Annotated in this window: 18 protein-coding genes; 10 read left to right on the plus strand and 8 right to left on the minus strand. The window is 71.8% G+C overall.

Going from position 1 to position 20078, the window contains the following annotated elements; genetic code table 11:
• Positions 1-187 precede the first annotated feature (187 nt).
• Both PUR26_RS02475 and PUR26_RS02480 read left to right on the plus strand, forming a co-directional pair.
• On the plus strand, positions 188-523 hold the full coding sequence (locus PUR26_RS02475; RefSeq protein WP_329868654.1) for a hypothetical protein: 336 nt from the start codon (positions 188-190) through the stop codon (positions 521-523).
• Positions 524-1013: 490 nt separating this feature from the next.
• The gene (locus PUR26_RS02480; RefSeq protein ID WP_329868656.1) at positions 1014-2840 is read left to right on the plus strand and encodes an acyl-CoA dehydrogenase; all 1827 of its coding nucleotides are present in this window, start codon (positions 1014-1016) and stop codon (positions 2838-2840) included.
• A gap of 117 nt (positions 2841-2957) precedes the next feature.
• Here PUR26_RS02480 and PUR26_RS02485 read toward each other — a convergent pair whose 3' ends face one another.
• Entirely contained in the window at positions 2958-3434 is a 477-nt protein-coding gene (locus tag PUR26_RS02485; RefSeq protein ID WP_329868692.1) for a DUF6083 domain-containing protein, read from the minus strand.
• A gap of 156 nt (positions 3435-3590) precedes the next feature.
• Between PUR26_RS02485 and PUR26_RS02490 the strand changes: the two genes are divergently transcribed.
• The 4 genes from PUR26_RS02490 (at position 3591) to PUR26_RS02505 (ending at position 7472) form a co-directional block, all read left to right on the plus strand.
• Complete coding sequence (locus PUR26_RS02490) at positions 3591-4886, plus strand: M18 family aminopeptidase (protein ID WP_329868658.1); 1296 nt, start codon at positions 3591-3593, stop codon at positions 4884-4886.
• 121 nt (positions 4887-5007) lie between these two features.
• A complete protein-coding gene (locus tag PUR26_RS02495; RefSeq protein ID WP_329868660.1) occupies positions 5008-6597 on the plus strand; it encodes a hypothetical protein in 1590 nt (529 codons plus the stop codon).
• A gap of 202 nt (positions 6598-6799) precedes the next feature.
• Complete coding sequence (locus tag PUR26_RS02500) at positions 6800-7024, plus strand: DUF6458 family protein (RefSeq protein ID WP_329868662.1); 225 nt, start codon at positions 6800-6802, stop codon at positions 7022-7024.
• A 178-nt stretch (positions 7025-7202) separates the two neighbouring features.
• Entirely contained in the window at positions 7203-7472 is a 270-nt protein-coding gene (locus PUR26_RS02505) for a hypothetical protein (RefSeq protein WP_329868664.1), read from the plus strand.
• Here the strand turns inward: PUR26_RS02505 and PUR26_RS02510 are convergent.
• Entirely contained in the window at positions 7469-9349 is a 1881-nt protein-coding gene (locus PUR26_RS02510) for an NHL domain-containing thioredoxin family protein (protein WP_329868666.1), read from the minus strand. The genes PUR26_RS02505 and PUR26_RS02510 overlap by 4 nt on opposite strands.
• A 178-nt stretch (positions 9350-9527) precedes the next feature.
• A complete protein-coding gene (locus tag PUR26_RS02515; RefSeq protein WP_329868668.1) occupies positions 9528-10322 on the minus strand; it encodes a carbon-nitrogen family hydrolase in 795 nt (264 codons plus the stop codon).
• Between the two features lie 137 nt (positions 10323-10459).
• Between PUR26_RS02515 and PUR26_RS02520 the strand changes: the two genes are divergently transcribed.
• On the plus strand, positions 10460-11284 hold the full coding sequence (locus PUR26_RS02520) for a maleylpyruvate isomerase family mycothiol-dependent enzyme (RefSeq protein WP_329868669.1): 825 nt from the start codon (positions 10460-10462) through the stop codon (positions 11282-11284).
• Positions 11285-11403: 119 nt separating this feature from the next.
• On the opposite strand, the gene PUR26_RS02525 is transcribed toward PUR26_RS02520, so the two are convergent.
• The 5 genes from PUR26_RS02525 to pdhA form a co-directional block, all read right to left on the minus strand.
• On the minus strand, positions 11404-12705 hold the full coding sequence (locus PUR26_RS02525) for an MFS transporter (protein ID WP_329868670.1): 1302 nt from the start codon (positions 12703-12705) through the stop codon (positions 11404-11406).
• Positions 12702-13343 carry a GntR family transcriptional regulator gene (locus PUR26_RS02530; RefSeq protein ID WP_329868672.1) on the minus strand — a complete coding sequence of 214 codons (642 nt, stop codon included), beginning with the start codon at positions 13341-13343 and terminating at the stop codon, positions 12702-12704. The genes PUR26_RS02525 and PUR26_RS02530 overlap by 4 nt, the downstream gene beginning before the upstream one ends.
• 108 nt (positions 13344-13451) lie before the next feature.
• Positions 13452-14954, minus strand: coding sequence for a dihydrolipoamide acetyltransferase family protein (locus PUR26_RS02535; RefSeq protein WP_329868674.1), 1503 nt, complete (start codon positions 14952-14954; stop codon positions 13452-13454).
• Between the two features lie 14 nt (positions 14955-14968).
• Positions 14969-15949, minus strand: coding sequence for an alpha-ketoacid dehydrogenase subunit beta (locus PUR26_RS02540; RefSeq protein ID WP_329868676.1), 981 nt, complete (start codon positions 15947-15949; stop codon positions 14969-14971).
• Between the two features lie 2 nt (positions 15950-15951).
• Positions 15952-17142, minus strand: a complete 1191-nt coding sequence (gene pdhA, locus PUR26_RS02545) for a pyruvate dehydrogenase (acetyl-transferring) E1 component subunit alpha (RefSeq protein WP_329868678.1) — start codon at positions 17140-17142, stop codon at positions 15952-15954.
• 324 nt (positions 17143-17466) lie between these two features.
• On the opposite strand from pdhA, the gene PUR26_RS02550 reads away from it, so the two are divergent.
• From PUR26_RS02550 to PUR26_RS02560, 3 genes are all read left to right on the plus strand, one after another.
• Complete coding sequence (locus tag PUR26_RS02550; RefSeq protein WP_329868680.1) at positions 17467-18126, plus strand: response regulator transcription factor; 660 nt, start codon at positions 17467-17469, stop codon at positions 18124-18126.
• Between the two features lie 294 nt (positions 18127-18420).
• Positions 18421-18834 carry a pyridoxamine 5'-phosphate oxidase family protein gene (locus tag PUR26_RS02555; RefSeq protein ID WP_329868682.1) on the plus strand — a complete coding sequence of 138 codons (414 nt, stop codon included), beginning with the start codon at positions 18421-18423 and terminating at the stop codon, positions 18832-18834.
• A 15-nt stretch (positions 18835-18849) separates the two neighbouring features.
• Entirely contained in the window at positions 18850-19869 is a 1020-nt protein-coding gene (locus tag PUR26_RS02560; RefSeq protein ID WP_329868684.1) for a phosphotransferase, read from the plus strand.
• The last annotated feature ends 209 nt before the right edge of the window (positions 19870-20078 follow it).

The following is a 20078-nucleotide window of genomic DNA, read 5'->3' on the forward strand; positions in this document are numbered from 1 at the left end:
TAAGAGTACCGAGGGCTCGCGCCCGCCGGGCCGGTACACCCGACTCCCCTCGACCCGTGAACTGCCCCGCGCCCGGCGCCCCGACGGGCCGCCGCCGTCCCCCGGACGGCCCCCTCCGGCATGCCGTCCGGCCGGCGGACCGGCAGGGTGGCGAGCACGAGCGCGGAACCACAGACGAGGAGCGGCCATGTCCGGTCACCGGCGTATCCGAGTCGCCGTCGGCGCGGTGTTCCTGGCGGCGGCCGTCGCGGGCTGCTCGGGCATGGGCCGCACGGCGGTCGGGACCCTCACGTACCTGACCGCGGACGGGCACCACACCACCCTGACGAGCCCGCCGGTGACGGGCTGCCACAAGATCACGGCCCCCGGCGCCGTCGAGGTCGAGAACGACACGCTGAACGACATGGTCCTGTACCCGACGCCCGACTGCTCGGGCAAGGAGTCGATCTACGTGCCGACCATGTCGGCGGACGACATCGCGCCCGACGCCACTCCCTGGCTCAGCTACACCTTCGTGCACTGAGCCCCCGGGCAGGCCGGGTCTCCCGGCCGGGCCCGCCCGGCGCTCCGAGCGCCCGCCGCCCCGTCACCCGCCGCACCCGCCGCACCTGTCGCGCGGGCCGCCGGTGCGGGGTGGTGCGGGAGGTGACCCGCGCACACACCCGGACAGGCGCTTCCCCGGCGCCCAGGATGAGCCGGGGGCCCTGGACCCGTCCGGCATCCGCCCCCCGGCGCCCCGCGCCCCGCCGTGCCCCGTACCGCGCGCCACCTCGTACACGCACCGCACGCGTCCCCGTCACGTCCCGCACCCGCCCGCGTCACACCGTGCGCGGACGCTCGTACGGGCGGCCCCCGCGTCCCCGCTCCACGCCGTCGCGCACCCCGGGCGGATAGAGACGCGTCACAGATGACCCGAGGGGGGTTGCTCTTATTACCGACGGGTAGCATCATCGTAGCTACTTACTGGTACGTGTACGAGGATCCCGCCTCCCGAGCCTTACGGAGCCGTCGCCATGGGGCACTACAAGTCGAATCTCCGCGACATCGAGTTCAACCTCTTCGAGGTGCTCGGCCGCGACAAGGTGTACGGCACCGGTCCGTTCGGGGAGATGGACGTCGAGACCGCCAAGAGCATCCTCGACGAGCTCTGCCGCCTCGCCGAGAACGACCTCGCCGAGTCCTTCACCGACGCGGACCGCAACCCGCCGGTCTTCGACCCGGAGACGAACACGGCGCCGGTCCCGGCATCGTTCAAGAAGTCCTACAAGGCGTTCATGGACTCCGAGTACTGGCGCCTGGGCATCCCCGAGGAGATCGGCGGCACGACGTCGCCGCGCTCGCTGATCTGGGCGTACGCGGAGTTCCTGCTCGGCGCCAACCCGGCCGTGTGGATGTACTCCTCCGGCCCGGCCTTCGCCGGCATCCTCTTCGAGGAGGGCAACGAGGCGCAGAAGAAGATCGCCCGTATCGCCGTCGAGAAGCGCTGGGGCTCCACCATGGTCCTCACCGAGCCGGACGCCGGCTCGGACGTGGGCGCGGGCCGCACCAAGGCCGTGCAGCAGGAGGACGGCTCCTGGCACATCGAGGGCGTGAAGCGCTTCATCACGTCCGGTGAGCACGACATGGAGGAGAACATCTTCCACTACGTCCTCGCCCGTCCCGAAGGTGCCGGTCCGGGCACCAAGGGCCTGTCGCTCTTCCTGGTGCCGAAGTTCCACTTCGACTGGGAGACCGGCGAGCTGGGTGAGCGCAACGGCGTGTACGCCACCAACGTCGAGCACAAGATGGGCCTCAAGGCGTCCAACACCTGCGAGATGACGTTCGGCGACCAGCACCCCGCCAAGGGCTGGCTGGTCGGCGACAAGCACGACGGCATCCGCCAGATGTTCATGATCATCGAGTTCGCGCGCATGATGGTCGGCACGAAGGCGATCGCCACCCTGTCGACGGGTTACCTGAACGCGCTGGAGTACGCCAAGGAGCGCGTCCAGGGCACCGACCTGGCGAACTTCATGGACAAGACCGCGCCGAAGGTCACCATCACGCACCACCCGGACGTGCGCCGCTCGCTCATGACGCAGAAGGCGTACGCCGAGGGCATGCGCTCCCTCGTGCTGTACACGGCCACCGTCCAGGACGAGATCGCCGTCAAGGAGGCCGCGGGCGAGGACTCCAAGGCGCTGCACGGCCTGAACGACCTGCTCCTGCCGATCGTCAAGGGCTACGGCTCCGAGAAGTCCTACGAGCTGCTCGCCCAGTCGCTCCAGACCTTCGGCGGCTCCGGGTACCTCCAGGAGTACCCGATCGAGCAGTACATCCGCGACGCCAAGATCGACACCCTCTACGAGGGCACCACGGCCATCCAGGGCCAGGACTTCTTCTTCCGGAAGATCGTCCGCGACCAGGGTGCCTCGCTGAACGCCCTCGCCGAGGAGATCAAGAAGTTCCTGGCCGTCGGCACCGGCGGCGAGGAGCTGGCCCCCGCCCGCGACGCGCTCGCCAAGGCCGCCGTCGACCTGGAGGCGATCGTCGGCACGATGCTGACGGACCTCACGGCCACCGGCGAGGACGTCAAGAACATCTACAAGGTCGGTCTCAACACCACCCGCCTGCTGATGGCCTCCGGTGACGTCGTCGTCGGTTACCTGCTGCTGCGCGGCGCGGCGGTGGCGGCCGAGAAGCTGGAGACGGCGTCCAACAAGGACCGCGCCTTCTACCAGGGCAAGATCGCGGCCGCGAAGTTCTTCGCCGCCAACGTCCTGCCGGGCGTCTCGACCGAGCGCGCGCTGGCCGAGGCGGTCGACAACTCTCTGATGGAGCTGGACGAGGCGGCCTTCTAGATCTCCTCTCCTACGACGGCGGCCCGCTCCCGGGAAACGGGGGCGGGCCGCCGTCGTACCCCCGCCGGCGCGGCGCCCCTCTGCTCCCCGGCTCCCCGCACGCCGTCCCGCGCCCCCCTACACCGCCCTCCCCGTCCCCTCACGGCCCTCACGGCCCTCACGAGCGTCAGCCGCCAGGCCGCCCCGCCCGCGCGGGCAGACGAAGAAGTGGCTGACCCGGCAGGTGTCCGACGGCACCGCACCGCGCAGATTGACGGCCGTGCCGTCGCCCGCGATGTGCCAGCGCTCGCCCCGCGGCACGGCCGCGGCGGGCCGGGAACCCGGCTCGACCGCCACCCACCCGCCGCCCACCGTGCGATGCCACAGGGCGGCTCCACCGCAGTGACGACAGGTCATGGGCGAGCCGGTGCGCGGCGACGGCACGGGTATCCGCAGTGACGCGGCGGTCACCGGCAGAATGTCCCCGAGGCGCACCGGATCCCGCTCCGGCGTGCCCGTCGCGGCGCTCGTGCACGCCGCGCAGAGCGGCATCCCGAGCGGGGCGCTCCACTGCGCCCCGGGTGCCTCGCATGCGGCGCAGACGGGCGCGGTCATCGTTGTCACCAGTGCACCTCCGGTCGCGTTCAGCGGACTGCTCCCGATACTGACAGGCACCACTGACAACGGAACGTGGCCCGCTCGCCGGACCGGAACGGACCGGTTGGTCACAACGCCCCGTTGGCCGCCCCGGGCCACGCATATGGTGTGGGCATGAGCAGCTCATCCGCCCGCTTCGACCGCGGCCACACCGACGACCTGATGACCTACCTGGCGGCCTCGCCCTCGCCGTACCACGCCGTGGCCAACGCGGGGGAACGGCTGGAGAAGGCCGGCTTCCGCCAGGTCGAGGAGACCGCCGCGTGGGACGCGACGAGCGGCGGCAAGTACGTCGTCCGGGGTGGCGCCGTCATCGCCTGGTACGTACCGGAGGGAGCCGCCCCGCACACCCCGTTCCGGATCGTGGGCGCCCACACCGACTCGCCCAACCTCCGTGTGAAGCCGCAGCCCGACACCGGGGCACACGGCTGGCGGCAGGTCGCCGTCGAGACGTACGGCGGAACGCTGCTCAACACCTGGCTCGACCGCGACCTGGGACTGGCCGGCCGGCTGACCCTGCGCGACGGCAGCCACCGGCTGGTGAACATCGACCGGCCGCTGCTGCGGGTGCCGCAGCTGGCGATCCACCTCGACCGGCAGGCCAACGACGGGCTGAAGCTCGACCGCCAGCGCCATATGCAGCCGATCTGGGGCCTGGGCGACGACGTCCACGAGGGCGACCTGATCCGCTTCGTCGCCGACGAGGCGGGGCTGGACTCCGGCGAGGTGGCCGGCTGGGACCTGATGGTGCACTCCATCGAGCCGCCCGCCTACCTCGGACGGGACCGTGAGCTGCTGGCGGGCCCGCGCATGGACAACCTGATGTCCGTCCACGCGGGCGTGGCCGCGCTGATCGCCGCCTCGGCGTCCGACAGGCTCGACCACATCCCCGTACTCGCCGGGTTCGACCACGAGGAGAACGGCTCGGAGTCCGACACCGGCGCCCAGGGGCCGCTGCTCGGCAACGTCCTGGAGCGGTCCGTCCTCGCGCGCGGCGGCGGTTACGAGGACAAGGCCCGGGCCTTCGCCGGGACCGTCTGCCTGTCGTCGGACACCGGGCACGCGGTGCACCCCAACTACGCCGAGCGCCACGACCCGACGCACCACCCGCGCGCCAACGGCGGCCCCATCCTCAAGGTCAACGTCAACCAGCGGTACGCGACGGACGGCAGCGGCCGGGCGGTCTTCGCGGCGGCGTGCGAGAAGGCGGGCGTGCCGTGGCAGTCGTTCGTCTCCAACAACGACATGCCGTGCGGAACCACGATCGGACCGATCACCGCCGCCCGGCACGGCATCCGCACGGTGGACATCGGCGTGGCGATCCTGTCGATGCACAGCGCCCGTGAACTGTGCGGCGCGGACGACCCGTTCCTCCTCGCCAACGCGCTGACGGCGTTTCTGACGGACTGACAAACCCAGTGGGCGACACGCCCCGGCCCCCGTAGGATGTGGGGGTCGGGGCGCGTCACTCCGACCACTTGCGGACCTTTCTCTCACACGCGCCCCTTGATATGTCCGGGGGGACACTCAGTTGAGACACAGCATTTCCCTTGCCCTGTCCACGTCCGTGGTGCTGGGCGCTCTCGCGGTGCCCGGCACCGCCTTCGCGGCCGACGGCCAGGCGACCATCGGGTCGGTCGCGCACCACCAGCAGAAGCTCGGCCACCTCTTCATCGACGACCTGAGGACCGACAGCGACGTCACGGCCATCCGCGCGGTCATCCACCGCACCGGCGAGGACGTCGCCATCGACACCGTCCACGACTTCCAGGTCGCCGAAGGCGACCGGAAGACCGGCGACTGGATCACCACCAGCGACGTCGGACTGGAGATCACCGGCAAGTTCGCCGTGGACCTCGTCATCACCGAGACCGACGGCGACGAGACCACGCTCAAGGACGCCGGCACCTACGACTACACCGCACAGCCCCTCTTCGAGAGCTTCGGGCCCGACAACGCGAACCCCACGGCCGACGACCCGGTGGTGGAGGTCAGCGGCCGACTCGTCGAATGGCAGCCGATCACCCACGAGCGCAAGCCGCTGGTGGACAGGAAGGTCCTGTTCGTCTCGTCCGAGGAAGACTTCGTCCCCGGGTACATCGACACCGACCACGAGGGCAGGTTCACCCACTGGGTGGGCGCCGACTCGTACAAGCCCATCGAGGTCTTCGCCCGCTACGGCGCGGCCCACAGCGGCACGAAGACCATCACCGCCAGGAAACTGCCGGCCCGCATCACGCTGGACAAGACGCAGCACGGCGGCGCCTTCGGCGCGCCCGTCACCATCAGCGGCAAGGTCGACTTCGACGACGCCGGCGTCTGGAAGACCGCCGATCTGGTCAGGCTGCAGATCACCGACGAGCGCGGGGAGAACCTGCGCCTCGGCCTCACCGACCGGGACGGCCGCTTCAGCATCGACACGACCGTCCCGGCCGTCGGCAGCTCGCTGCGGGTGGAGGCCACGCACCAGGGCTGGTTCTCCAACAAGCCGGTCGTACCGGTCGCCTTCGACTCCATCGCCACCTCGGCCGTCACCGGCTACAACGCCTCGCTCAACGGCAACTCCGAACTCCTCGTGTACGGAAGCGTGGACGTCGAGGGCGCCCCGCTGCCCGTGCACACCGTCGAGATCCAGGAGTCCCGCACCGGCACGGACGGCTGGTCCAGGCTGAAGACGATCCCGATCGACAAGGACGGCTGGTTCTACGAGACCATCCCCGCCAAGCCGACCGGCTACTACCGCGCCGCCTACGCCGGCTCGGCGACCGTCGCGTCCTCGATGAGCCCGGTCCTGTACGCGGGCCGCGCCGAGACCCGCATCAAGGACTACAAGGCCGCGCCCGCCACGGTCGCCAAGGGCGGCTGGGTCACGATCTCCGGCACGCTGCTCCACCGCACGCCGAGCTGGCAGGCATACGCCGACAAGCCGGTGCTCATCTACTTCCGGCCCCACGGCACCACCCAGTCCCAGCTGGTCACCGAGGTGAAGTCCGCCGCCAACGGCACGTTCACCAAGAACGTCAAGGAGCGCGGCGACGGCACCTTCTTCGCCCTGCACCAGTTCCCGAACGACAAGCACCTCGCGAGCCCCTCGGTCGAGGCGTCCGTCGACGTCCGGTAGGACCGGACGACCGGTGAGGGGTCCGCGCGGCCGGCGACGGCAGCCGGCTCGCCGGGCACCCGGGCACCCGGGCTGCGCGCACCTGCGGAGCCACGGCGTGACGGACCACGCCGACGTGAAGTGACGCCGCTCGCCACGTCGTTGCGTAGGCGTTCCGGGAGGGGGTACCCGGAACGCCTACGCTGACGAGGAGGCGGGATTCATGGGCCTGGGTGGCTGCATTGTTCTCATCGGGGTGGGGGCGATCCTCACCTTCGCGACCGACTGGGAGGCCGAGAGCGTCAACCTCGACCTGGTCGGACTGATCCTGATGGCGGTCGGCATCATCGGAGTCGCGACGTTCACCAGCATCGCGCGCCGCCGCCGGGCCATCGTCCCGCCCGTGGCGCCGACGGTGGTCGACCCGCAGGACGAGCGGCGCTACTGACCCCGCCGCCGACGCCCTCACCGACGCCCGGCCGCGAAACGTCCGCGAAAGGCCGGGCCTGACACGGTGTCCGGCATGGTTCTGCTGGGACACCACACGGCCCTCGTACGCCACAAGGGGGCCGACGCGACGCGGGTTCGTCACCGCCGTCGCCGCCGCGGCGGCCGCCTGCCTCACGGTGGGCGGACTGATCATCACCACGTACCACGAGCGTCCCCCGTGGGGCACGGACATCGCTTACGAGGCCGGGTTCGTCCAGGGCACCCGCATCCGCCAGTACGACGTGCACGGCGACCGGGTGCGCGAGCTCCTCGGCGGGGGGTGCGCACGCATGGAGACCGAAGGGCTGGGCGGCCCCAAGGCCACCCACAACCCGGCGGAGTGGGTGGCCGGCTGCCTGGACGGGGCGGCCGGAAGACCGTCCCGGCACCAGGGCCTCGCCTACTAGACCGTCCCCTCCCGGTCGCCCTCCCGCGGCTCGTCGAGACCGGCGAGGATCAGCGGGAGGCGCGAGACGCCCCGCTCCGTGACCTTCACCGGGACGCCCCAGTCCTGCTGGTGCACATGGCAGGCCGGGTACTCGTTCGCCGGGTCGTCGTCGCACGACGCCGCCATCGCCGACACGTGCAGCACGCCCTCGGTGATCGCCGGATCGAGCGTCACCTCACGGCTGAGGTCCGTGCCGGTGCCCTCACCCGCCACCAGGAGCTCCGGCGGCGTCGAGGAGACCAGCAGCCGGGTCGACGGGCCGTACCGCTCGTCCAGCTTCTGGCCGGCCGGCGCGCGGAACACCACGTCCACCCGCAGCGTGCCGGGCGCGATCTCGGTCGCCTCACGCCGCGTACGGTGCGCCACGGCGTCCACCTGGACGGCCTCCTCGGGCAGCCGCAGCCGGGTCAGCCGGTGCCGTGCGGACTCGACGACCACGATCTCCTCGCCCACCAGCACCGCGTCGCTCGGCTCCCGCAGATCGGTCGCCACCGTGGTGACCTCGCCGCTCGCCGGGTCGTAGCGGCGCAGGGCGTGGTTGTACGTGTCGCAGACGGCGACCGAGCCGTCGGGCAGCGCGGTGACGCCCAGCGGGTGCTGCAGCAGCGCCTGGGCGGCCTCGCCGTCCCGGTGCCCGAAGTCGAACAGACCGGTGCCGACCGCCGTGTGGACCGCGCCCTCCAGGTCGATCCAGCGCAGGGCGCTGGTCTCCGAGTCCGCGATCCACAGCCGCTCCCCGGCCGCCGCGAGCCCGGACGGCTGGGCGAACCACGCCTCGGCGGCCGGCCCGTCCACCAGGCCCTCGTTGGTGGTGCCCGCCGCCACCCGGACGGTGCCTCCGGCCGGGCCGTCCGGGTCGTACGACCACAGCTGGTGGACGCCCGCCATGGCGATCCAGACCTTGCCCTGCCACCACGCGACGTCCCACGGCGAGGACAGCGCCACCTCACGCGCCGGCCCGGAGGTGGGGGAGCCCTGCCACCACTGCTTGCCGGTTCCGGCGAGCGTGCCGGTCTCCCCGCTGACCGGGTCGAGGACCCGCAGGGCGTGGTTGACGGTGTCGGCGACGACCACCCGGCCGTCGGGGAGCGCGGCCAGCCCCTGCGGCTCGTTGAAGCGGGCCTCGTCGGCCTTGCCGTCCACGAGCCCGCGCTCGCCGGTGCCGAACCGGCGGACGACGCTCTCGCCGTCCGCGGCGAGCTCGACCAGCTGGTGGCGCGTGGTGTCCGAGACCAGGAGGTTCCCGCCGTCCAGGAGGATCGCCTTGCCGGGGAAGCGCAGATGGGTGGCGACCGGCTCGGGCGCCACATAGGGCCCGTCGCCGCGCCGCAGGGTGCCCTTGGCCTCGTGCTCGGCCTCCAGCTCCTCGACGAGCGTCGCGATGGCCGTGGCGTGCCCCTCACCGGCGTGCTGGGCGACGATGTACCCCTCGGGGTCGATGACGACGAGAGTGGGCCAGGCCCGTACGGCGTACTGCTTCCAGGTGGCGAGCTCGGGGTCGTCCAGCACCGGGTGGTGCACCTCGTACCGCTCGACGGCGTCGACGACGGCCTGGTGCTCGGCCTCGTGCACGAACTTCGGCGAGTGCACCCCGACGATCACCACCGTGTCCCGGTGCTTCTCCTCCAGCTCCCGCAGCTCGTCCAGGACGTGCAGGCAGTTGATGCAGCAGAACGTCCAGAAATCCAGGATCAATACGCGACCCCGGAAGTCGGCGAGCTTCAGTTCCTTCCCGCCGGTGTTGAGCCAGCCGCCCTTGCCGATCAGCTCGGGGGCACGGACACGGGCACGGCGGGGCGCGGGCGCGGGGGTGGGCGCCGGGGCGGCATCGTTCATGCTTCAAGAGTGCCATCCGGTCGTGAACGCCGGATCACACCGGTACGACGCGGGCCCCCGCCCGGGCGGGACGAGCCGCCCCGGTCACCGGCCGGGCCCGGGCCGGCGCGTCCCGGAGCGCCGCGCCCGCCGTACCCGGCGGGTCACCCGGGGGTACGGCGGGGCGCGGACGACGGTGTCAGCGTCGGGGGGCGCTCAGGCCCAGCAGACGGTCCTTGAGGGCCGGGAACTGGTCGCGGGTGGCCGTGACCTTCGCGGGGTCCAGCTCCACGTCGAGCACCTCCTCGCCGGCGCCCGCCTCGGCCAGCACCTCGCCCCACGGGTCGACGACGATGCTGTGCCCGGCCTGCTCCACGCCCGCGTGGGTGCCGCCGGTGCCGCAGGCCAGGACGTATGCCTGGTTCTCCACCGCGCGGGCCCTGGCCAGCAGCGTCCAGTGCTCGCGGCGGCGGGCCGGCCAGCCGGCGGGGACGACGAAGGCCAGCGCGCCGGCGTCGACGAGGCCCCGGAACAGCTCGGGGAAGCGCAGGTCGTAGCAGGTGGCCACGCCGAACGGGAGCTCCGGGTGCGGCACGGTCACCAGATCCTCGCCCGGAGCCATCAGCACGGCCTCGCCCTGGTCGAAGCCGAAGCGGTGGATCTTCCGGTACGAGCGGACCAGCTCACCGGCGGGCGAGAAGACGAGCGAGGTGTTGAACAGCGTTCCGTCCGGGTCCCGTTCGACGATGGAGCCGGCGTGCAGCCAGACCCCGGCGTCCCGGGCGGCCTCGGCCATCGCCGCGTACGTCGGGCCTTCCAGCGGTTCGGCCTCATCGGCGAACAGCTCGTAGGCGAAGGCGCCCACCGGCCAGAGCTCCGGCAGGACGACCAGGTCCGCGCCGCGTCGTTCACGGACCAGCGCGGCGACGCGCTGCCTTCGGGTATCGACTGCTTCGTCCGGGTCTACTGCGATCTGGATCAACGAGGCGCGCACACTACCACCGTCCTGGCATTTCAAGCCGTCAACACGGGCCTACGATCGTCACACGAAAGCACTGCCGAGGTGCCTGAGGTCAGCGTAATTTAGCTCCTACAGCACCCAGCCCGCGCACCAACCGCCCGAGGGGTCCCGTGACCGTCCATCCCAGCCTCCAGACTTACGCCGACGCCTGGACCCACTCCATCGAGGCGATATCCGAGCTGGTGCAGCCACTTGTCGAGGGTGAGTGGAATCGCGCCACCCCCTGCCCCGGCTGGTCGGTGCGCGACATCGTCTCGCACATCATCGGCATGGAGTGCGAGATGCTCGGCGATCCGCGGCCCATCCACTCGCTGCCGCGCGATCTCTACCATGTGCGCAGTGACTTCGCCCGCTACATGGAGATGCAGGTCGATGTACGGCGGCACCACACCGGTCCGGAGATGACCGCGGAGCTGGAGTACACCCTCATCCGCCGCGCCCGTCAGCTGCGCAACGAGACCCGCTCCCCGGACACCCTGATCCGCGCCCCCCTCGGCGCCGAGCAGTCCCTGGAACTGGCGTACCGGATGCGGGCGTTCGACGTGTGGGTGCACGAGCAGGACCTGCGCACCGCGCTGGGCCGGCCGGGCAACCTGGACTCCCCCGGCGCCTATGTGGCCCGGGACAACTTCCTGCACGTCCTGCCGAAGGTGGTCGCCAAGGACGCGGGCGCGCCGCCGAACTCGGCCGTCGTCTTCGACATCCACGGCCCGGTGGAGTTCCTGCGCACGGTCCGCGTGGACGCGAACGGCCACGGGACGGTGGACGGCGCGCCGTCGCTGGGTCCCGCCGCGACGATCGCCATGGACTGGGAGACGTACATGCGGCTGGCCTGCGGGCGGGTGCGCCCGGCGGCCGTCGCGGACCGGGTCAGGACGGAGGGCGACACGGACCTGGCGGCGGCGATCCTGAACAACCTCGCGGTGACGCCGTAGCGCGTTCCCGCCCCCGCCGAGCCGTCCACCGCGCGCCTCCCGCCCGGCCGCCGTCGGCCGCCATCGGTCGCTGTCCGGGCGTCCGGCCGTCCGGCCGCGCCCGGGGCCCTCACCCGCGGTCATACCGGGACGTGCACGGCCTCCACGCGGCTCGCGACCAGCCGTTCCCGCTCGCGCCGGGCCGTGCGGGCCCGCAGGCGCAGGATCTGCGCGACCCCGACCGCCTGGAGCACGAAGACCGACGCGAACGCCACCCGGTAGTTGTCGCCGGTCGCGTCCAGCAGCACGCCGACCGCCAGCAGTGTCGTCATCGACGCGGTGAAGCCGCCCATGTTGACGATGCCCGACGCGGTCCCCTGACGCTCCGGCGGATTGGCCGGGCGGGCGAAGTCGAACCCGATCATCGACGCCGGGCCGCACGCCCCGAGGACCGTGCAGAGGGTGATCAGCAGCCACATGGGGGCCCGGTCGGCGGGGTACGCGAGGGTGGCCGCCCACACCACCGCCGTGGCCGCGACGGTTCCGAGGGCGAGAGGTGCCCTCGCCGAGTGGTGCCGGGCGATGATCTGGCCGTACGCGAGCCCCACCACCATGTTGGAGAGCACCACCAGGGTGAGCAGTTCACCGGCCGTGCCCCGGGACATGCCCTGTGCCTCGACGAGGAAGGGCAGGCCCCACAGGAGCAGGAACACCATGGCGGGGAACTGGGTGGTGAAGTGGACCCACATGCCGAGCCGGGTGCCGGGCTCCCGCCAGGACTGCGCTATCTGGCGGCGCAGGAACGCCGGTCCGGCGTGTTCCGCGGGAGCGGGCTCGTGGCCCTCGGGGTGGTCCTTCAGGAAGAGCAGGAGCAGCGCGAGCACCAGGACGCCCGCCGCCGCGCTGCCGGCGAACGTGGTCGTCCAGCCCAGTCCGTCGAGCGTCCGCGAGATGACGATCGTGGACACCAGGTTGCCCGCCACTCCGAAGAGCGCGGCGACCTGGGCTATCAGCGGCCCGCGCCGGGCGGGGAACCAGCGGGAGCCCAGCCGCAGCACGGAGATGAACGTCATGGCGTCACCGCAGCCGAGCAGGGCGCGTGAGGCGAGGGCCGTCCCGTACGAGGGTGAGAACGCGAAGCCCAGCTGTCCCACCGTGAACAGTACGACGCCCAGGGTCAGGACCTTCCTGGTGCCGAGCCGGTCGACCATCAGGCCGACGGGTATCTGCATGCCCGCGTACACGAGCAGCTGGAGTATGGAGAAGGTGGAGAGTGCCGAGGCGTTGATGCCGAAACGGTCGGCGGCGTCGAGGCCGGCCACGCCCAGGGACGTACGGAAGATGACGGCGACGAAGTAGACGGCGACACCGACCCCCCAGACCAGGGCGGCCCGCCTCCCTCCGGGAGGGTCGGACGGCAGTCCGACGGTGCCCGCGCTCACCGGTCCTCACCCCGGACCAGGACCTTGACCCGGCTGACGTGGCGGTGCACACAGCGGGCGGCGCCCTCGGCGTCACCGGCGCGGATGGCCTGGAGGATCTCGGCGTGCTCGGCGATGTTCTTGGCGACCCGGTCGGGGTGGGCCTCCATGACGGCGACGCCCATCCGCAGCTGCCGGTCGCGCATCTGGTCGTAGAGACGGGAGAGGATCTCGTTGCCGGCGTTGCGGACGATCTCCAGGTGGAAGCAGCGGTCGGTCACGGCGACGGCGGCGAGGTCGCCGTGTTCGGCGCGCTGCCGCTGCTCCTCCAGCAGTTCCTCCAGCCGCTCGACGAGGCGCGCGGAGGCCGGTACGGCCTTGCGGACGGCGAACTCCTCCACCAGCAGCCGGGTCTCCACCACGTCCGTGATCTCCTGCGCGGAGACGGCGAGGACCAGGGCGCCCTTCTTGGGGTAGAGCTTGAGGAGCCCTTCCATCTCCAGTTTGAGCAGCGCCTCGCGCACGGGTGTGCGGGACACCCCGACGGCCTCGGCGAGCTCGCCCTCGGTGAGGAGCGTGCCGCCCTCGTAACGGCGGTCCAGGACCGCCTGCTTGACGTGGGTGTAGACGCGGTCGGCGGCGGGGGGTGCGGAAGGCATGCACACAGCATAGATACAAGTAGTGCGCAACAGACAGGCCCGTCCGCGATGCGGACGGGCCCGTCGGCCGTCTACGGCCCTGTGCTCGCTCGTTGCGGCCCGGGGCGGTCAGCCCCAGGTGATGAGCCGCTTCGGCTGTTCCAGGACCGCGGCGACGTCCGCGAGGACCTTGGAGCCGAGCTCGCCGTCGACCAGGCGGTGGTCGAAGGAGAGTGCCAGGGTGGTGACCTGACGGGGCTTCACCTTGCCCTTGTGGACCCACGGCTGGAGCTTGATCGCGCCGACCGCGAGGATCGCCGACTCGCCCGGGTTGAGGATCGGCGTACCGGTGTCGACGCCGAAGACGCCCACGTTGGTGATGGTGACCGTGCCGCCCTGCATCGCCGCGGGGGTCGTCCTGCCCTCGCGGGCGGTGGACACCAGTTCACCGAGCGACTCGGCCAGCTGGGGCAGGGTCTTGGCGTGCGCGTCCTTGATGTTCGGCACGATCAGGCCGCGCGGCGTCGCCGCCGCGATGCCCAGGTTCACGTAGTGCTTGAGCACGATTTCCTGGGCCGCCTCGTCCCAGGCCGCGTTGACCTCCGGGTTGCGCCTGATCGCGACGAGCAGTGCCTTGGCGATCAGCAGCAGCGGGTTGACCCGCAGTCCGGCCATGTCCTTGTCGGACCTGAGCTCCTCGACCAGCCGCATGGTGCGGGTGACGTCGACCGTGACGAACTCGGTGACGTGCGGCGCGGTGAAGGCGGAGCCGATCATGGCCTGCGCGGTGGCCTTCCGCACGCCCTTGACGGGGATACGGGTCTCGCGCGCCTCGCCCACGGCCGGGGCGGTCGCGGCGGCGGGTGCCGCCTCGGTCCGCGGGGCCGGTGGCGTCGCCGCCGGTACGGGCGCGGGGGCGGCGGCCGAAGCGGCCGCCGGCGAGACCGCCGCGTGGACGTCCTCGCGGGTGACGATCCCGTCGGGCCCGGTCGGGACGACCGTCGCCAGGTCCACACCCAGGTCCTTGGCCAGCTTGCGCACCGGCGGCTTGGCGAGCGGGCGGGAGCCGCCCGCGGGGGCGGCCGGGGCGGGGACGACCGGGGCCGGGGCGACCGGGGCCGGGGCGCCCGTGCGGCCGTTCAGCTCGCCCTGGATCGCCGCCGCGAGCGCCTGCGGCGCCGGCACGCCGGTGGCCTGCTTGCGCGGACGGCGCTTGGTGGACGCCTCGGCGACGCCGTATCCGACGAGGACCGGCTGGCGGGCGGCCGGTTCGGCGGCGGCCGGCCGGGGGGCGTCCCCGGCGTCGGGCCCGGCCGGAGCGGCGGCGGGCGCGGCCGCGGGGGCCTCGGCCACCGGCTGCTCGTCATCCGAGCCCGGAGCCACGTCCACGGCGATGATCACCTCGCCGACGTCGACGGTGGTGCCCTCGGGGAAACGCAGCTCGTGCACCACGCCGTCGTAGGGGATCGGCAGCTCGACGGCCGCCTTGGCGGTCTCGACCTCGCACACGACCTGCCCGTCGGTGACGGTGTCACCCGGCTGGACGTACCACTTGAGGATCTCCGCCTCGGTGAGCCCCTCGCCCACGTCGGGCATCTTGAACTCGCGGTAGCGAGCAGAAGTGTCTGTCATGGTCACGGCACTCCTCAGTACGCGAGCGAGCGGTCGACGGCGTCGAGCACCCGGTCCAGCCCCGGCAGGTATTCCTCTTCCAGCCGTGCGGGCGGATAGGGCGCGTGGTAGCCGCCCACCCGCAGGACCGGTGCCTCCAGGTGGTAGAAGCACCGCTCCGTGACGCGTGCGGCGATCTCCGCGCCGGAGCCGTAGAAGACGGGCGCCTCGTGCACCACGACCAGCCGGCGCGTCTTCTCCACCGACACCTGGATCGCGTCGAAGTCGATCGGGGACATCGAGCGCAGGTCGAGGACCTCGACCGACTTGCCCTCCTCGGCGGCCGCCGCCGCGGCTTCGAGGCAGACCTTCACCATCGGGCCGTAGGCGGCCAGCGTCAGGTCGGTGCCCTCGCGGACCGTACGGGCCTTGTGCAGCTCGCCGGGGATCGCCTCGGTGTCGAGCTCGCCCTTGTCCCAGTAACGCCGCTTCGGCTCGAAGAAGATCACCGGGTCGTCGCTCTGGATGGCCTGCTGCAGCATCCAGTAGGCGTCCGAGGAGTTGGACGGCGAGATCACCTTGAGGCCCGCGACGTGCGCGAACAGGGCCTCGGGCGACTCGCTGTGGTGCTCGACCGCGCCGATCCCGCCGCCGTACGGAATGCGCACGACGACCGGGAGCTTGATCTTGCCCAGGGAACGCGCGTGCATCTTGGCGAGCTGCGTGACGATCTGGTCGTACGCGGGGAAGACGAAGCCGTCGAACTGGATCTCCACGACCGGGCGGTAGCCGCGCAGCGCCAGCCCGATCGCCGTGCCGACGATGCCCGACTCGGCGAGCGGGGTGTCGATGACCCGCTCCTCGCCGAAGTCCTTCTGCAGGCCGTCGGTGACGCGGAAGACACCGCCGAGCTTGCCGACGTCCTCGCCCATGACGAGGACCTTGGGGTCGGTCTCCAGGGCCTTGCGCAGCGACTCGTTGAGCGCCTTCGCGAGGGGGAGCTTCTGTACAGCCATGGTTACTTGACCTCGCCATCCGCGAACGACGCCTGGTAGGCGGCGAACTGCGCGCGCTCCTCGTCGACGAGCGCGTGCCCGTCGGCGTACACATTCTCGAAGATCGCCAGGTGGTCGGGGTCGGGCATGGCCCGCACGGCCTCGCGGACGCGCTTGCCGAGGGCCTCGCTCTCCGTCTCCAGCGCCGCGAAGAACGCCTCGTCGGCGATCCCCTGCCGCTCCAGGTAGGTGCGCAGCCGCAGGATCGGGTCCTTGGCCTCCCAGGCCTCCCGCTCCTCGTCCGCCCGGTACTTGGTCGGGTCGTCGGACGTGGTGTGGGCGCCCATCCGGTAGGTGAACGCCTCGACCAGGGTCGGGCCCTCGCCGCGACGGGCCCGCTCCAGCGCCGACCGGGTCACGGCCAGGCAGGCGAGCACGTCGTTGCCGTCGACGCGGACGCCGGGGAAGCCGTAGCCCTGCGCGCGCTGATAGAGCGGGACGCGGGTCTGGCGCTCGGTGGGCTCGGAGATCGCCCACTGGTTGTTCTGGCAGAAGAAGACGACCGGTGCGTTGTAGACCGCGGAGAAGGTGAACGATTCGGCGACGTCGCCCTGGCTGGACGCGCCGTCACCGAAATACGCGATGACCGCGCTGTCGGCGCCGTCCTTGGCCACGCCCATGGCGTAACCGGTGGCGTGCAGCGTCTGCGAGCCGATGACGATCGTGTACAGGTGGAAGTTGTTGCTGTTCGGGTCCCAGCCGCCGTGGTTCACGCCCCGGAACATGCCGAGCAGATTGGTCGGATCGACCCCGCGGCACCAGGCGACGCCGTGCTCGCGGTACGTCGGGAAGACGTAGTCGTCGTCCCGCAGGGCCCGGCCGGAACCGATCTGGGCGGCCTCCTGGCCGAGGAGCGAGGCCCACAGGCCCAGCTCGCCCTGGCGCTGGAGAGCGGTGGCCTCGGCGTCGAAGCGACGGGTCAGCACCATGTCCCGGTACAGGCCGCGCAGCGATTCGGGCGTGATGTCGGCTACGTAGCTGTCGTACTCGGAATGCTCGACCCGCTCGCCCTCGGGCGTCAGCAGCTGTACGAGCTGGGGTTCGGAACTCTGTGCCTTCTTCGCGCTCGCGCTGGTGCGCGCGGTCGCGCTCGCGCTGCGCTTGGCACCGCTGCTGCGTCGCGGCTTGCGCGCGGCAGTGCTCTCCACGGTCACGTGCGTGCTCCTCCGTCTGTCCGGCCCCCGGGGTCCGCCGGGCGACCAGTGCGGCTCGCCTGTCTCCGTACGTCTGCACGGGGTGGGTGCTCTCGGCCGGGAACAGGCGTGACAGGTGCCCCGGCGAGCACCCTGTCAAAGGCACGTTACCCAGTGTTTCGCATTACTGCGAAACCCCATTTGACCTGCGATTTTGCTTGGATTTCCAAGTAAATCGAGAAATAGGGGAACATCACTGGTCACAGCCTTGCGGGCCGCCGGAACACGGGCACGTTATCCCGCGCACCCCGGACACGGGAAGAGTGAGTATGTGAGACTGATTCCGTGCGCGAAGATGGAAAAATCACCGTATTTCTGTTGGACGACCACGAAGTCGTCCGGCGCGGGGTCCATGAGCTGCTCTCCGTGGAGGACGACATCGAGGTCGTCGGCGAGGCCGGTACGGCCGCTGATGCCCTGGTCAGGATCCCGGCGACCCGTCCCGACGTGGCTGTGCTCGATGTCCGGCTGCCGGACGGCAGCGGGGTCGAGGTGTGCCGGGAGATCCGTTCGCGGAACGACTCCATCCACTGCCTGATGCTCACCTCGTTCGCCGACGACGAGGCCCTCTTCGACGCGATCATGGCTGGTGCGTCCGGGTATGTCCTCAAGGCGATCCGCGGCGGCGAACTGCTGAACGCGGTGCGGGACGTGGCGGCCGGCAAGTCGCTGCTGGACCCGGTCGCCACGGCGCGCGTACTGGAGCGGCTGCGCGACGGGAACAGCCCTCGCCGCGACGACCGGCTCTCCGACCTCACCGACCAGGAGCGGAAGATCCTGGACCTGATCGGCGAGGGGCTGACCAACCGGGCCATCGGCGAGCGGCTGCACCTCGCCGAGAAGACCATCAAGAACTACGTGTCCAGCCTGCTGTCCAAACTGGGCATGGAGCGCCGTTCGCAGGCCGCGGCCTACGTGGCCCGCCTGCAGGCGGAGCGCCGCTGACCCGGCGGCCCATCCGGCCCGTCCGGGCAGCCCCCTCGCGCTCCATCCGGCCCGTAGGCCCGTCCCGGCCCCCTCGTGCTCCATCCGCGCCATCCGGCCCGTCCGGACCCGTTCCGGCCCGTCCGGCCCTCCGTACGGCCACGTAGCCGCACAGGGCCCGTACGGCCGTACGGCGGATCCGGAGGGCCGTACGGAGGGCCCTGCGTCCGTAGGGCCCGCTTCCCCGGCGGGTACGTCCCGACTCGGGCCCTTGGGCCCTTTCTCCGGCCCGTCCCGCTGGACGACAGTGGAGGCATGTCGACCGAACTCCGCGCCATCGAGCTGCTCGGACGCGTTCCGTACGGCCGCGTGGCGACGAGCATGCGGGCCATGCCCTGCGTCGCCCCCGCCCGGCACATCCTGGTCGACGACTGCGTCCTGCTGCGGATGCACAGCGGCCACGGCTACCACCGCGCGTGCCACGGCAGCGTCGTCACCTACGGCGCCGACAACCTCAACCTCGGCGCGGACATCCTGTGGTCCGTGCAGCTCACCGGCACCGCGTGGATCGTCGAGCCGACCGCCCGGGAGCTCGCGCTCTTCGGTCCGCCGCCCCGCCACGCGGACGGCGAGAGCTTCGCTCCGGTGTATCTGCGAATCGAGCCCCAGTTCGCTTCTGTCCACTCCTTGGACTACTCCGAAGAGCGTCTTCTTCACCACGCTCCGTGATCTAACATTTGGTGAGTGCCGCGCTCATCTGAACCCTCCGCCCCACCCGTGCGTGCGCTCCTGCGCCGCTACGAGCAGCCGGGCGAACCCCTCTCCTGCGTCCCCGTCACCCAGGGCCTGCTCAATCGCGGCTACCGCCTCTCGACCACCCGGGGCGCCTACTTCCTCAAACAGCACCTGGACGCCCCCACCGCCGACCGGGACACCATCACCCGGCAGCACCACGCGACCCAGCGGCTGCACGATCTCGGCGTCCCGGTCGCCCCGCCGCTCCCCGACTCCGAGGGCCGCACCGTCGCGGAGATCGGCGGGCGCTGCTACGCCCTGCACCCCTGGATCGAGGGGCGGCACAGGGGCGGTGCGCAGCTCACGGCGACCGGCTCCCGGCGGCTCGGCTCCCTGCTCGGGCTGGTCCACACCTGCCTGGAGAAGGTCATGGGGGCCCATCCCGGGGCCGACCGCGAGTACGGCAGCGCCGACCCGGACGAGACCTTCCGGCTCATCGACGAGCTGCTCGCGCTGGCGCGGGGACGGCATCCCCGCGGCTCCTTCGACGAACTGGCCGTGCACCGGCTGCTGGAGCGGCGGCGGCTGCTCGCCGACCACGCCCACCGCAGGCCGCCGCCGGCCGACGCGGGCGGCTGGGTGCACGGGGACTTCCACCCCCTGAACCTGCTCTACCGGGGCGCGGAGCCGGCAGCGATCATCGACTGGGACCGGCTGGGGGTGCAGCCGCGCGCGGAGGAGGCGGTACGGGCCGCGGTGATCTTCTTCGTGCAGCCGGCGGGCGGCCTGGAACTGACCAAGGTCCGGGCGTACGCCCGCGCCTACCGGCGGGCGACCGGCGCGGACCCGGCGGAGCTGTCGGCGGCGGTGCACCGCGTGTGGTGGGAGCGGCTCAACGACTTCTGGATACTGCGCTGGCGCTACCAGTTGCACGACAGCAGGGCCGACCCGCAGTTCCCCGCGGCGTCGGCCCTGGTGGTGTGGTGGACCCGGGAGTACGAGGCGGTGCGCGACGCGTTCACCGGGTGACCGGCGGGTCCCGGTGATCGCGGGACCCGCCGGGCGCCGTCCGGTGTCAGCCGGTGGCGCCCTGGGCGGCCGTGCCCGCGGCCGTCCCGGCGTCCGTCCCCGCGGCCGCGCCCGCGTCGGTACCCGCGGTGGTCCCGGCGTCGGTACCGGTGCTGGTACCCGCGTCCGTGCCCGTGCTCGTCCCGGCGTCGGTACCGGTGCTGGTACCC

This window comes from Streptomyces sp. SP18CS02 (genome assembly GCF_036322365.1).
Classification (GTDB): Bacteria; Actinomycetota; Actinomycetes; order Streptomycetales; family Streptomycetaceae; genus Streptomyces.